The following is a 14,894-nucleotide window of genomic DNA, read 5'->3' on the forward strand; positions in this document are numbered from 1 at the left end:
CAGACGCGCTCCGATATTCGCCCCTTGTTACACAGTCGTCCGCAATCGGGGCAGGGGGAGGCGCAGTCACCGGCGCCTCGTTCACCGTGAACGTGATCGTGACCTTTAGGTCAGGCTGCTTGAGACCCAAAGCTTCCCAGCGCAGCGTGACGGTGTAAGCGCCCTCCAACGATGAGGATGCACACAGCGGCATCCGGAAGCTTTCTGCGTATGCGTCACTGATGATCCCCCCGAAAACGGACACATTCTGTGGATCACGGACATCCACGACCCCCCAAAATCTCCCTGCATACGCTGGATCCGGCTCTACGGTGATCAGGGAATACCCGCACTCGCCAGGATCGACTGTCACGGGCGTCGCGGACAGGCGTGTAGGCGCCGCTGCGTAGGGCGCCGCAACTCGGGCTTGAGCCGTGCTGCCCGCCGACAGAACTAGGGCTAGCGAAAACGCTAACAGCAGTTGGATTAGGCGCATGTCGGAAGGTAATGCTGTACACATCACCTCGCGCATCATCAATGTAGATGGTTACAGGGAGTCCGGCCGGTGTCGGCCAGCAGCGCCACCGACCCGCCACCAGGACCAGTTGGCCCTGGGCGAGGGCGGTGACGCCGATCACGACGAGGCTGACCTTGACGGCGCGAATGCCTTGCGTGGACGACTCCAGAGCCGAGTCGACGGAGTCTGCCTAGGCGTGGCTGTTCGTGGGGCGCACGAACTCGCCCAGCCGCCCACTACGGTCGCGGCGCAATGGGGCAGGTTCGGCCTGACCACCTCCGACACCGCGCAGGGCGCCGAGCCTAGGAAAAGCCGACCCTTGGGAAACGTGAATCGCTCGAAGGCGTATCCGCATCAGAGGGGACGGGCCCGGCCGCCACAAGGGACCAGGTCGAGCCGCTCGAGCAGACCCTGCCGCTGGCGAGTTGGACACAATGAACTGGGTCAGGTGCCCATCTCGTTGAGCCGCTGAACTCAGCAATGGGCAACAGGTACGAGCTGGCGAACCCCTTCAACGACCCTTCCCCCGATTGTCGTACGACCCGTCTCGGACATCCCGATAGCGCCACAGCTCACCTTGCCGTCATGGACGACTACGACGTATGTCCTGGCCACGGTTTGGTCAGCGAAGGCACCAATCGCTAGCACGACTAGGGCAAGCAGCCCTGCAAGCAGAATGGCTAGGACACCGAGAGCCCGCGATCGATGTAAATGGGTTCGGAGTTGGTCCGCGCGAGCCGTCTGGTGGTCACGGAACTCCCGCCATCCAAAATCGTTCGGATCGTCCATCGAGTCTGGGCTCCACTTGCTCGCCACCCACCGGAGCGGCGTTCGGGTCGCCTGCTCAGATCCGTGCGTGAGAGTCAGACCTCCGAAGGTGGCTCGGGCACCGAGCACTACGGCGCCGAAGGCGCAGCAGTAAATCGTTACCGTCGCCAGGTACAACACGATCCGGACTGGCGTGCCGACAGGAAGCTCGGCGAGCGACTGTCCGCCATTGAAGACGATCAGCGCGCTGAAAACGCCCAGCAGGGTCGTCATGGTGCCCAACCAGAACTGAGCCGCCGTCTGAACTCGATTTACTCTGCCGCGTACGAAATTCTCAAGGTCCTCCGCCCACCCGTCACCTGGGGAGTCGGCACGCGGGCTGGACCCGTTGTCACCGTGCTGACCGCCACCGACCATGGGTTCGTCCTTACATGGGTATTTTGATGTCGCTGGCCCGCAGCGGGTGCCACGGCGCCAAAGCGGACGTGCCGAATAGCGACTAACGTCCTTCTGCCACCATGGAAGCACGAGGGCTTAGAACGCGCGCGCCGGCGCAGCGGCACATGGCGGTCGTAGCAACATCTGCCCGACTTGCGGCGGAGTGACGCACCTGAGCAAGATCGAGGGATAGGCGGTCTTGCGCTTCTAGGTTGCGTCGCGACGGTTCGTCTTCTGGACTGGAACGGAACGGATCGGAGTGCACGCTACTCGATGCGGGCTACTTGCCGGTCGATGTCATGCTGCCCCGCCGACTGGTCGGCATGGGAGGGGAGGACGTCAAGCCCACGCTCGTGGATGGGATTCCAGGAGTGCGTCGCCGCGTCGGGCTGACCCCGCTCTCGCCAGGTGAATTGCCGGAGTCGTCAACTTCCGTGCAGAGCCTTGACAGGACGTTCTTCCGGACAGAGTTTGGAGGTACACCGTGGATAGAATGTCGGTCGAGGTTTCATAGATCGGTATCGACTCGGTGAGCCGATACCGGTCATGGCTACCTGGGGGCACCGACGATGGGTAAGAACGTCCAGCCGGTCACGGGAAGGGCCAAGTATCGCGCCGAACGGCTGCAGTTCGGCTCGTTCGCCGAGCTGTCAGACCGCCTGGGCGGCGACGCCGAAGCAACCTTTCGCCACCACTGGGAAGACCCGTCGTGGTCTACCACCCTGCCGGTGGCCTTCCGCCCACGAAGATGGGATCACCCTGGGCTGAGCGGAACCTCGGAGGTGCCCAAGTACCTGTATCGCGGTGAGGCCGGCGTCTATCCGGCGAGCACCCCGAGCCGCGCCCGGATTGAGCGGCAGTTCGACGGGCACGAGCTGTCGCTGCTCGACGAGGCGTCGAACCTGGCGGTGTGGGCTTGGCGGATGCGGACCGGCGACGCCTTCCGGTCCATCGGCTGGCCGCAGCACTACGGCTTCCCCACGGCAGCCCTCGATCTCACCGACCACCTATCCGTGGCGCTGCACTTCGCCGCGGATGCATCACCCGGGGCCATCCCGCAGCGAGTGCTGTACCGGCTGGACCTGGAGCGCGTCGTGAAGAAGGTCTACGGGCGGGCAGGCGCGCCGACCCCGCTCAAGGCAGCAGGTATCGCGCACGAGAACAGCGTGCGTGCGGAGAGGCAGCACGCCTGGATCATGACGCTCGGCGCCGCGGAGAAGGTGCGGCTCCGAGACCTCCCGTTTGACCTCCGTGGTTCGCGGCACCTGCGGCGTCACTTGGAGCGGTTCGTCATCGACGCCCGCGACTGCGAGGCGTTCGTCGACCGATCGCTGCTGCTCGCGTCCGACGACGCCTTCGCGTGGTGGCCGCTGGCCGTGCTGAGAAGCCTGCATGCCACCTTAGAGACGGCGCTGCCGAGTCAGGTGGCCATTTGGTTGGCCGGACGCATTCCCCTGTTTGAGCAGACGCCGGTTCAGATGTTCTTCGACGAGGCTGGCAGCTTTGCGGCGTACCGATTCACCTCGCCCAATGAGGCGACGCTAATGACGGGGCTCGACTACGCCGTTGACCTGGAGGCGGTCATCTCCGAGCTCACCTCGACCACCACCCCCGACCCGAACGGCATCCTTTACGGGCACCCTGTTCCCAGGGAGCCGGGCACTCAGCGATGGCTGCTCCGCGGCGACACCTACCAGATCCAGTGGCGGTACCCATTCCCAGGTCTGCAGCGTAGCCACCGGGGTTACGAGACCATCACCGTGCGTTGAGCGGGAAGCAGAACGATGTTCCGGTGACCTGAGTCTCAAGTCGAAAACGTCATACAGCACGAGCCGCGCCGGCACTCGACGACCAAGGGGGCATCAATGGACGATCAAGGCAAAGTCTACGGCGTCAAGACTTGGCGCGCCTGGGAAACTTCTAAGCCGGCATACTTGGGCGCTACCAAGCAGTTCCCGCGCGAGATCGAGGACATGTGGACCCACACCGTGCACTCGTTTCGTCAACTGTTTCGCGTCGTGGCCTTCCTCAACGTCATGAACAAGAACACGACCCTTCTGTTTCGTGGCCAGACCCAAGACCTTGAGCCTCGCCCCACGTTGTTGCGCGACACTTGGGCGGTTCCCGGGAGTCAAAGCCGGGTCGACCTGACCATCGACCGTGACTACTACTGGGCTCAACTCGGACCGCTGAGCGGCCTCATGCGTCAGTTGCTCGCTGGGGAACTACCACGCCATGCGCCGTTCGATGGCTTCCAGCAACGGGACGGGATGAGGCTTCGAATCGCCCCCTGGGCCGTGATACAGCATTACGAATTGTGGCCGACGCCTCTGATCGACTTAACCAGTTCGCTGCGGGTCGCGGCCACCTTCGCTCTGGGCGCTCGTGGCCGCAACGAAGGCTACGTGTTCGTCTACGACGTAGCGGACATCGTCACCGACCTCATGGACCTCGTACCTCGGCCCAACCGAGAGCCGCTTTCGGAGCCGATCACCTGCCGGTTGAGTGCCGTGTGCCCGCCTCAGATGGATAGGCCCCATCTCCAAGAGGGGTTCCTCATTGGCAATTCACAGTTTACGCGGAAACACCTCCTCGACAAGGCGAACCCGTACCTTGCCGATCGATTCGTTGCCAAGTTCCACTTGGTGGACGAAAAGAAGAGCGGGCGATCTTCGTTCTGGAACCCCGACTTTCCGAAACACCGACGTGGATCACTACTTCCGCGCGCTGCGGACGACGACTTCAAGGGGGTGCTCGACAGCGCCATCACGCACGAGATTGTCGAAGGGAGAGCGGCGTGGCGAGCAGTCGAGACGTGACCCCAGCCCGCTCGACGTACGCGGGCCGCGACCTGCCAAGGGGCCGCGGCATCCAGGGGCCCGGTAACGGAGAGCCCCTCATCTAGGTGCACGGGCCGATTGCGCCGAGTGCGCGGGCGCTACTGGAACACTTGGCCTACGAACGCGGTGTGTGGCACCTGGACGTCTCGTGGCTCGCCGACAGGCCGTCCAACTCGCCCGCAGCGACGAACCCTGATCGACTCTATCCCCAGAAAGCGGGTGGCGGGGCGCGCACCAGAGCGCTATGAATAGACAGGACGCCTGCCCAGCGGGCGACTCTGGCGTGATTATCTCAGGAGGCTCCGTGGCGAACTCGGGATCGGACGAAGTGCCTCTGCATGGTCAGGAAAGGCAAGTACCTTCCCACCATGGAGTGGGCCAGCACTTCGCCAGAAACTTTACGCCTTCTGCGCTTTACGACGACGAGAAGCGCCGCGAGTGGCGCCTCGAGGAGGAGCCTGGTGGGCGGGGGCCGTACATCGTCGAACTTAATCTCCAGCACACCGAAGGCCTGCTCGGGGCGATCGCGGACCTCAAAGAGCTCCACGCGCTCGTTGCAGATGGCGCCGTCGATCCGACGCAGATATCGCGCACCTACTACCTCTGTCGCCTGACTTGGGACGAGTGCAAGGCGCTTCTGCAACAGGACGAACAACAAGCGTTGGTGAGGGCGGCAGAGTCCGAGGGAGACCCAATGCGCTTCCGGGCCATTTACAAGCTGTGGCCTGACTTCCCGGTTCGGAGCGCGGTGTACCGCTCGTTGCCGACCATCAAGGCAAACGCCGCGCGGCGTTCCTTTGAGGCAGAAGGGACCGGCATCGTCTGGGCTGTAATCGACTCCGGCATAGAGGGCGAGCATCCTCACTTCCACGGACATCAGACTGTCGATGCTGAAGGCGTGCGGAACCTGCACCGCAGCTTTGTGGCAGAAGGTGCCGAACTCGACGGGATCCCATTGGAACCGGCCCTAATCCCCGATCCGGATGATCAGGCCATCTCCAAGGAGGAACGAAGCCGTAGGATAGAGGGTCACCGTGCGGCAGCCCTCAGCGACGCATACGGTCACGGAACGCACGTGGCCGGGATCATCGCGGGGTCTGCTCCAGTTACTGGCGAAGCCGGCCAAGTACGGCTCTTCGAACGAGTAGACCGGCCGAACGCCCTGGGCGACCTGGAACGGACCAGTGCGCTGGTGACGCGGTTCGATGACGTCGAGCATTTGCATGGTGTAGCGCCGCAGTGTCGGCTGGTCAGCTTGAAGGTGCTCGACGGGTCCGGCGAGGGACGATCCAGCGACGTCATACGCGCCCTGGAGTACGTCCGAGAGAAGCTCAACGACAACCCGAAGCTTCTACGCGTCCACGGGGTCAACCTCAGCGTGGGCTACGAGTTCGACGCGGAGATGTTCGCCTGCGGGCAAAGCCCGCTCTGCGCGGAGGTCGACCGGCTCGTCCAGTCGGGGGTCGTCGTCGTCGCCGCCGCCGGCAACACCGGGTACGGAACCGTGGGGTCCAGCACACGACCCACTAAGGTCGGCTTGTCGAACACCATCAACGACCCGGGTAACGCCGAGCAGGCCATCACAGTCGGAGCCACCCACCGCGACTCTCCATACATGTACGGCGTCTCGTACTTCTCCTCCAAGGGCCCGACCGGTGACGGGCGCCTGAAGCCGGACCTTGTGGCACCTGGCGAGCGGATCACGTCATGCGGCGCAGGCGTCCGGTTGACGGAGGCAGTCCAAGCCGTTGCTCTAGGCGAGGCAGCGGCAGACACCTCCTTCGCCGACTACATGGAGGACAGCGGCACCAGCATGGCCGCACCGCACGTGTCCGGGGCGATAGCCGCATTTCTGTCCATCCGTCGAGAGTTCATCGGCAAGCCCCGCGAGGTCAAGAAGATCTTCACCTCCACAGCGACGCCTCTCGGTCGCGAGCGCTACTTCGAAGGACACGGGCTCGTTGACCTCGTCCGTGCCATCCAGTCAGTCTGATCGGAGTCCAAGCATGCATACCTTCGACATCGAGTTCACCAAGGACGGAGAGGTCTTTGACTCCGACCAGAAGAAGGCTCTTTTCGCCGGCCTCGACGCGACGGACCTGCTGGTCCTCTCCCACGGCTGGAACAACGACGTCCAAGAGGCTACCGACCTGTACGACGAGTTGCTCGGCAACATCGACCGCCTACTGGGCCTTCGAGCGAACCCTCAGGCGCCGGCGACGTTACGGAGCCTAGAAGGCCGCACTTTCATGGCCTGTCGCGTCTTCTGGCCCAGCAAGAAGTTCGCGGACGAGGATTTGATCCCGGGTGGCGGTGCAGCAAGCGCATCGACGGCCAATGATGCCGCGCTCGAACGGACGCTCGACAGCCTCGCTGAGGAACCCGAACGACTGGGCCAGGGCGGCACCACGCCGATTCGGCAAGCAGCTGTGGCGGAAGCTAGAGCGCTCGTCCCCCAGCTTGACGCGGACGAGGGGGCTCAAAAGCAATACGTCAACATTTTACGATCGTTGGTAGAGACTGACGACTCTCCAGATGACGACGGAACGAGCGCATTCTTCGGGACTGACGGCGCGGAATTGTTCCAAGCTTTGAAGGAACCAGTGGTTGCCCCCGGCCCCGCGCCCCACGGTGGCGCCGCCGTAACCGCAGGGGGTGCGGCCGGTGCAGACCAAGGCGGAGCCGCCGGTCTGCGTGACCTCATCGCGGGCGGGCATGCCGCTGCCCGGCGCCTCGCAAACTACGCCACATATCTGCGGATGAAGTCGCGAGCTGGGACCGTTGGAACCAAGGGCCTAGGGCCCCTTTTGCGGGACGTCCGCCAAGAGCACTCAGACATACGTCTCCACCTCGTTGGCCACAGCTTCGGAGGACGGTTGGTGACTGCGGCTGCCAACGCCCTCGACGACGACACGCCCTACATCACCCTTAGCCTGCTGCAGGCGGCGTTCTCTCACAATGGGCTCTCGGCTGATTTCGGCGAGGGCAAGCCGGGCGCGTTCCACGCGGTTGTAGGAAAGCGCCGAGCGTCCGGTCCCATCATCATCACCCACACGAAGAAGGACCGAGCCGTCGGCGTTGCCTATCCGCTGGCGTCCCGCATAACGTTCCAGAACGCCGCAGCCCTCGGCGACAAGGACGATCCCTACGGGGGCATGGGCCGCAATGGTGCCCAGCGAACCAAGGAAGCCACGGGCAACGAGACGAAGCTTGCCGCCGTCGGCCACGGCTATGCGTTCCAGGCCGGCAAGGTCTATAACCTGTTGGCCGACGACTTCATCTCTCACCACGGTGACGTCAAGAACATCCAGGTTGCCTACGCGATCCTGAGCGCAGTCGCTGCAGGCTGATTCTCCTGGGCGATCAGGCCGAGCCCGGGGTGGACCGCCCAGTTGCGAGTTCGTCTAAGCGACCTTGCACGTCCGACGCCACGTAGTCCTCTAGGTAGATGAGCCGAGCGACGCGCTTCACCAGTTCCTCGATCGACAGATCCGTGGTCATCCATGAGGATACTCCCGCCCCGGCGCCGTACAACGCACGGATTTGTTGTTGAAGAGTATCCAGATACTGCGGGGCTTGGACTCTGCTCTGCCGACCTGAGATTCGCCGGGAAACGACGCCGGCATTCCCGTGCATGACGACAATGTGGCCGGCCGCAAGTGGCTGCTGGCTCACCTCCACCCGCGAAGCATACTCGCGGGCCTTATGTGGGATCCGATCCGAGTGTTCAAACGCGAGGGGATCCAACGGCCCGCGCTCGACAATGACGATGCCCTCGTTGACTCCTCCGTGGAGAAAGGCGTTCTTCATCCGAAACTGCACGGCCACCCACCGGTCGAGCGCTTCTCGATCCACTTCGGTTAGGTCGCTAAACGGGTGAGACAGTAGCGGACTAGGCTCCTCCATCCACTCGTCGAGGCACATCAAGCCACCCATGTGTCGAAGTGTTGTTGTCTTACCTATCCCGGGGACGCCGCTGAGGTAATACACGCGACGACAGTCGACGCCCGCGGCGTCGGCAATCTTCCTAAAGGCGAAACCATCCATGGAGATCAGCTCAGTCAAAGCAGCAATCTGTTCACTGCTGAGGTACAGCGTGAATAGGTTGTGCAGGTCGAAGCCGGATTCGCCGATGCTCTGCTGAAGCGGTGTTAGGTCAGCGCGGCGGCAAGGCTTTTCAAGATACCGAACGACGAAGTGTATGCGCCCTGGACTGGTCCGTGCGTGGGTCCTCAACATATGGCGCAGATTCGGGTCATCGAGGCTCAGCCCAACCAAGAGGTAAACGTTGTTGAGCAGGTGATGCGCCATGGTGGCGTAGCGGCCCGCCGCGGTCATCATTAACTGGTCACTGAACTCCGCTTCCGAAAAGACCAATTGGTCGCTCGGCGCCTCCAGCGGGTTGCGAGGAAGGTACCCGTTGATGTGGAACAACACCGACTTCTGCCGGCGCTGGGGGACCGTGGCGTCCAGCACTGTCTCGTATGGCCGGCCGCCACCGGGCACAGGTGAACCACCACCTCGCCTGTAGTAGTCGGACAACGCCTCTTCGAGGTAGCTGTCGAAGTTGTACGTAATCGTCAGGGGGCTATTGAGCACTAGGTCGAGCAGGCCCTGAAGGTACGGATGGTGGCTCAACAGCTGGTCGGGCGCAGGTGCATCGTCGTATAAGTGCTCGCGAATGAGGTCGCGCCACTGACCCTCAGCAGCTAGGGCTCCGTCGACATCCACGTCATCCAGGTGTTTGGAGCGCAAGTACTCCCTGAACAGGATGTCTACCCGCTGCGTGAGCGAGAGCTTCTGGTAGGCCTCTGCCGAGGCGTCGAATCCAACCGCCTCCTCGAGCCTCTCGACCAGCGCAGGCCACGATGGCGGACTACTTCCACCTCCGAAGTCAAACGCTCGAGAGACACCAGCTCCGAGCATCAGTCCTAGACGTTGGTCACGCAACGCTCCGCGAAGTGCGAGAACGGCGCTGGGATAGTCCTGCAGGACAGACGCGTGGTGGTCCGTTACCGACATGCGATTGTCACCCTTCTCTAGCGCGGCTCGCACACGGGTTCTGCCGGGTCAATTGCGGGATGCCACGTCCGGTTGAGGGCAGCGTAGTTGACCTGCGAGTGTTCGGGCTCCGATGTTGCCCATGCTGGAGCGCAATGGAGCTCGGAGTGGCTCGCTGAGTCGGCACCTTCTTAGAGACCTGACAAGGCAGTGGTTCAGTCATGCTCTACCAGCGGAACTGGATGGTCCACATAGCTCGGACTCAGGACGCTGTGGGCGGGAGACCCTTGCGGCGCGACGCTGCGCGTATCACTCTTGAGGGGTTGCCTGACGGTCTGCGGAGGGAGGATTCGACATGAATACCAGTTGGACGCGACACATACTTGCGATCAGCATCATCTCGCTCAGTGTTCTTGGCATCGCTTCCTTCGCCGGGATCGCCATCTACATGGCACCTAGTGCCGATCGGCTCGAAACCTCACAAATGGTGTTCACGTCCGTTTTACCCCTGTTCGGTACTTGGGTTGGTACGGTGCTGGCCTTCTACTTTGCACGCGAGAACCTTCAAAGTGCGACTGAAAGCACCCAAAAGATCTTATCGCGGGCTCTAAACCCCCACACCACGCCCGTAACGGATGTCATGATCGACATGTCGAGGGCCACTAAGCGCGTGCTGGCTCCCAATGAAAGTCCTGAGGACGTCTCGCTGCGAGAACTCATGATGACGATGCAGTCATCAGGCTTCCATCGTATTCCAGTGGTAGACGCCGCAGGTATTGTGGCGCGCGTAGTGCATGACTCTACGATCAACGAATATGCAAGCGGGCGAGTTCAAGACCCCTCCTTCGCGGACACGATTGCAGACCTCGAAACGCAGGACAAGTTCCGAGCGGCAATTAGGGCGATCGCATACGTAGGCACCGAAGCGACTATCAGCGACGCCCGGGTGGCCCTGGGAAACGTCGACCTCTGCAATGATGTATTCGTAACTGCGTCCGGACTCAGGTCAGAGCCGGCATTGGGTTGGCTGACAAACACAGACTTGGCGGGGATTGCTGAATCGTAGCTTCCCGTTAAGGCCCACCGGGCGGCTGTCAAGCAGAGGCGGCAGGCGGCGCCACTATTCGGCGCCATCGGTACTGATCCTGATCAGCGGAAGGCAACTATCGCTTGGACTTGACGCCCCGACACGCCGTAGCTAGGACGTTCGGCGGAGGACCCCAGGGGCGCATCGCGACTCGTGCCTCTTGCATCGGCCAATATGGCCGGTGGTGTCTGACGGATCAACGGTGTCCAAGGAGAATGCATTCCTCTTCCCCGTGCTGCGCGCCTGATGCTGCCCAGCGCTGGCATGTGTCCGCTGGCCGTCAAACGCCAATGGGGGTGTCGCTACTGCGTGTGGGCAGCGGTGCGGACTCGCGGCGCATGGCGAGGTGACGTCCCGTGAGTTGGTGTAGTTCCGGCCGCTGAACAGCGTCGTGTCGTTGACGCCGATGTAGGCGGCCACCGTGCAACGGTCAGTGAGTTCTTGCGACAGATACTCACGAGAGGACACGAAGCACGATGGCCTTGGACAATGCTGGACTACTCGAGGTGCTCGAAGCCATGCAGGCTGCTGGCGTTGAGGACCGGGTTCGCACGGCGGCGCAGACGATCTACCAGGCGTTGATCGATGCCGAGCTCACTGCGGTGATCGGCGCTGGCCCTTGGGAGCGAACCGATCAGCGGATCGCACAGCGCAACGGGTCGCGGGCACGGACGCTGACCACGACCGCGAGCGACCTGGAGCTGAGGATCCCGAAGCTACGGGCCGGGTCGTTCTTTCCCTCGCTGCCCTAGCGCTGGCGCCGGGTCGACCAAGCATTGTTCGCGGTGGTGATGGAGGCCTACCTGCACGGTGTGTCGACGCGGAAGGTCGACGACCTGGTCAAGGCCCTGGGCGCGGACACGGGGATCAGCAAGTCGGAGGTGTCGCGGATCTGCGCGGATCTGGATGCGGGATCGACTGCCCGTACGTGTTCCTCGACGCCACCTATTGCAGGGCCCGAGTGAACCGGCGCGTGGTGTCCCAGGCGGTGGTCATCGCTACCGGGGTCACCGCCGACGGCCGGCGCGAGGTCCTCGGGTTCGATGTCGGCGACAGCGAGGACGGGGCCTTTGGACCGCGTTCCTGCGCGGCCTGAAGGCCCGCGGCTTGGGCGGGACCCAGCTCGTGATCAGCGACGCCCACACCGGCTTGAAGGCCGCGATCAGCTCGGTGCTGATCGGCGCCGCGTGGCAGCGTGCCGCGTGCACTTCATGCGCAACGTGCTGGCGGTCGTGCCGAAGGGCAACGCCGAGATGGTCGCCGCGGCGATCCGCACCATCTTCGCCCAGCCCGCCGCCGAGCACGTGCACGAGCAGTTCGATGTCATCGCCACCATGCTGGGCAAGCAGCTTCCCAAGGTCGAACAGATGCTGCGCGACGCCCATGACGACCTGCTGGCCTTCACCGGCTTCCCGGTCAGCCACTGGAAGACGGTGTGGTCGACCAACCCGCTGGAGCGACTCAACAAGGAAGTGAAACGCCGCACCTACGTTGTCGGGGTCTTCCCCAACCCCGCCGCGCTGCTCCGGCTGGCCGGCGCCGTGCTGGTCGAGGCCCCTGACGAATGGCAGGTCACCGCCGAACGCCGCTACCTCTCCGAACACTCCATGGCCCAGCTCGCCAAGAACACCAACGAAGAACGAGGAGGTGGCCAAGCCCGAACTCATGACGGCATGATCAGACCCACTGACCCGCATGGTGTCGAGAAACGCCACCACTCAGCGGGACGTCACCCATGGCGACGAGCCTGATCCGCTTCAACCGTAGGTCTCCCGCAAACAGCCGAGCGCGTCTATCCCGCGCTAACAAATCAGCGCTGGGCGGACGTTAGCCTCTCGGTACGAGCGGCTTGAGCGCCTGCTCTAGGGAATCACGCAATGTCTCGTAGTCGCCTGTCGGATAGGTCAACACCTCGAGATTATTGATGTCTGTTGGAAGGACCCCGACTTGCTCCTTGGCAGCGACCAGAACGATGTCCTTCCCTAGCGCGCGCGCTACACCTACCTCGTAGTAGACGTTCAGATTTTGCACATCGACCTTCGCGACAATGACCCGAGATCGCTCGATGTAGTGTGTCACCTTTGTTAGTAGCGTGCCAGGCTGATACGCGTCGTCCGCACGAGTGCAGGTCAAACCCGCCGCTTCAATGCCGGCCTTCACGCCATATGTATACGCGTTTGCGTTCTCATCGAACTCGGAGAATCGCATGACCACGAACGCCGACAGCGGCTCGAGGGGACGCGCGATACCAAGGGCGTCATCTCGTACAAGGGCAAGCATCCGTCGGACCGCCTCTATCTGCATGGCACTCACGCCGTACTGCGACAGTAGGGCTGCGCATTCAGGGCACAAGCTTCCGGCAATCATTCCGAATCGGATGTTGGCCTTATCCAATGAAAGATCGTTGGCGCATCCGCGTGGCGGTTCGTGTGCAATGTTCCCAAGCATCTCTTCGCTGAGATCTGCTGCAAACACTGTGCATGTCTGAGCCAGCTGGTAGGTGACGTATGTCCGCAGGCTCGGTGGCGAGAAGTGCTTTTCCCAGTCTGCCGTCGTGATAACGGACGTGATGCGGTCCTCATGACTGAACCAGTTGTCTGTGAACGGGGCATCAGCGATCCAAACCTTATGCCTCTGTCCGTCGAACCTCGACGCTGCCTCTAGCGCTCTGCGTGGGTCTAATGTTCCGTCGGACGAGATGGATGCTGCCGTATCAGGTGCTGAGCGGACAGCCAACCGGAACTCTGACTGCACCCCGTTGAGGAGCGACACGGCGCTCTCAATCCTGCTCTTATGGGGCCCTTCACTTGCAACGAAGATGTCGATGTCCACGAATGCTCCCATCGTGAGGTAGCACTGAGTCTATGGGGCGATCCAGCGTTGGAGTGTGCTCCACGCGACGAAGGACGCAGGACGTCGGCAGATCCTGATGCCCGCCAGGCGGCGGAAGGGGTCACCTTCGCGACTGCGTGGGAAGCGGCCATTCCGGACGTTGCGCTTCAGACCACCCCTCGTTCAGGGGGCGCACCTGCGACACTCCGGTTCATGGGAGTGCGAACGCGGATGAGCGTCGCCGTGGTTATCGCAGTCCTCGGTTCGTCGCTCGCAGCATGCGGCGGTGCGCGCGCCATCGACGCCGGTGACGCCACAGTTCTTGTCTCCGAGCGGACCAGGGGAGGAATGGATGCGCTCCTCGAGGGCACCCTTGCGATCATCGGCGGGTGCCTCGGGGTTCTGGCTCGCCCGCTGACGCCGGGACGGCTGCAGCGCATCGGACAGGCTCACGCATCTCAGATCCGCGCGCCATCAGCGGGAGATTCTGATGCTGTGTCGGATCCGATCTCGGAACCCACCGCAGCGGAGCGCCGTCCTCCTGACATGACTTCGCGCTCATCCCTCGCAGTCGTCGGCTCGTTGCTTGCGCTGGCGCTCACAACGGGATGCAACCCACCTGCACGCGACGTCGCGGACCCCGACAACCCGAAGCAATCTGGCGCGGACGCCCCGGTGGAGTACACGCGAGGTGGCGTAACGGTGCGCCTGCCCCAGGGCTGTTCCCCCAAGGAGATTACGCCTGCCTCCTGTAGCGGTCTCCGGTCTGTGCGGCTCGCGGAGCGTGGCCCGCTAGATGACTTGATGTGGCCCGGCATTCACGAAAGGCGAGGAACGTGGGTCGGCCTGCGTCTGGTCAAGGAGTCGTTCGTCTTCGCCAAGGCAGGGAACGAAGAGGTCACCAGGGACCTACTCGCATCGGCGTCGCCGACGGTCAGTTAGACGGGTGGCCTGAGCACGCATCTCGGCATGGGCAGATGTTCAAGCTGACGCCGTCAGGCGGCGGAATGACTCGCCGCTGTCGATTGTCGGTGCACGTCGTCACACTGAAACCCGATTGACTGGATCGACCCAAGCGGGTGGCCGCGAGATCGATACGCGGGCGTTGGTGGAGGCCTGTACACCGGAGTCGGTGGTGGCCTCTATACGGGAGTAGGCGGCGGGGCGTACACCGGTGTTGGCGGTGGCGCGTACACGGGTGTTGGTGGTGGCGCGTACACCGGAGTCGGTGGTGGCCTATATACCGGGTAGGAGGGGGCTGTTACAGCCCTGGACCGCCGACGCGCTGGTCGCGAGCGGGACCACCGACGAGAAGTTCGTTGCGCGGACCGCGCACGGTTCACGGCCAACTTCGCATGTCCAACTTCATTCCTTGACGCAAACCGCGCATAGACACCTGAAATGCGCAACTTTCTCAACACTTACCTAGTGC

General features: G+C 62.9%; 8 protein-coding genes and 1 pseudogene. 7 read left to right on the forward strand and 2 right to left on the reverse strand.

Annotated elements, in window-relative coordinates; translation table 11 throughout:
* Nucleotides 1–1,348 precede the first annotated feature (1,348 nt).
* The 5 genes from NYO98_RS06460 to NYO98_RS06480 all read left to right on the forward strand — a co-directional run bounded on the left by NYO98_RS06460 (nucleotide 1,349) and on the right by NYO98_RS06480 (nucleotide 7,892).
* Nucleotides 1,349–1,708, forward strand: coding sequence for a hypothetical protein (locus NYO98_RS06460; protein ID WP_268110733.1), 360 nt, complete (start codon nucleotides 1,349–1,351; stop codon nucleotides 1,706–1,708).
* Between the two features lie 563 nt (nucleotides 1,709–2,271).
* Nucleotides 2,272–3,471, forward strand: a complete 1,200-nt coding sequence (locus tag NYO98_RS06465) for an FRG domain-containing protein (protein WP_268110734.1) — start codon at nucleotides 2,272–2,274, stop codon at nucleotides 3,469–3,471.
* A 96-nt stretch (nucleotides 3,472–3,567) separates the two neighbouring features.
* The gene (locus tag NYO98_RS06470) at nucleotides 3,568–4,521 is read left to right on the forward strand and encodes an FRG domain-containing protein (protein ID WP_268110735.1); all 954 of its coding nucleotides are present in this window, start codon (nucleotides 3,568–3,570) and stop codon (nucleotides 4,519–4,521) included.
* A gap of 394 nt (nucleotides 4,522–4,915) precedes the next feature.
* On the forward strand, nucleotides 4,916–6,535 hold the full coding sequence (locus NYO98_RS06475) for a S8 family peptidase (protein ID WP_268110736.1): 1,620 nt from the start codon (nucleotides 4,916–4,918) through the stop codon (nucleotides 6,533–6,535).
* A gap of 13 nt (nucleotides 6,536–6,548) precedes the next feature.
* Nucleotides 6,549–7,892 (forward strand): hypothetical protein, encoded by a 1,344-nt coding sequence (locus NYO98_RS06480; protein ID WP_268110737.1) that lies wholly within the window; start codon nucleotides 6,549–6,551, stop codon nucleotides 7,890–7,892.
* A 13-nt stretch (nucleotides 7,893–7,905) separates the two neighbouring features.
* Here the strand turns inward: NYO98_RS06480 and NYO98_RS06485 are convergent, their stop codons facing one another.
* Nucleotides 7,906–9,564, reverse strand: coding sequence for an SIR2 family protein (locus NYO98_RS06485; protein WP_268110738.1), 1,659 nt, complete (start codon nucleotides 9,562–9,564; stop codon nucleotides 7,906–7,908).
* 334 nt (nucleotides 9,565–9,898) lie between these two features.
* On the opposite strand from NYO98_RS06485, the gene NYO98_RS06490 reads away from it, so the two are divergent.
* Entirely contained in the window at nucleotides 9,899–10,609 is a 711-nt protein-coding gene (locus tag NYO98_RS06490; RefSeq protein WP_268110739.1) for a DUF294 nucleotidyltransferase-like/CBS domain-containing protein, read from the forward strand.
* A 497-nt stretch (nucleotides 10,610–11,106) separates the two neighbouring features.
* Nucleotides 11,107–12,381: pseudogene (locus NYO98_RS06495) on the forward strand (IS256 family transposase).
* A gap of 76 nt (nucleotides 12,382–12,457) precedes the next feature.
* Here NYO98_RS06495 and NYO98_RS06500 read toward each other — a convergent pair.
* Nucleotides 12,458–13,462: a hypothetical protein gene (locus tag NYO98_RS06500; RefSeq protein ID WP_268110740.1), complete on the reverse strand. Its 1,005-nt coding sequence runs from the start codon at nucleotides 13,460–13,462 to the stop codon at nucleotides 12,458–12,460.
* Nucleotides 13,463–14,894 lie beyond the last annotated feature (1,432 nt).

Origin of the sequence: Nocardioides pini, assembly GCF_026712185.1 — a bacterium.
Lineage (GTDB): Bacteria > Actinomycetota > Actinomycetes > Propionibacteriales > Nocardioidaceae > Nocardioides > Nocardioides pini.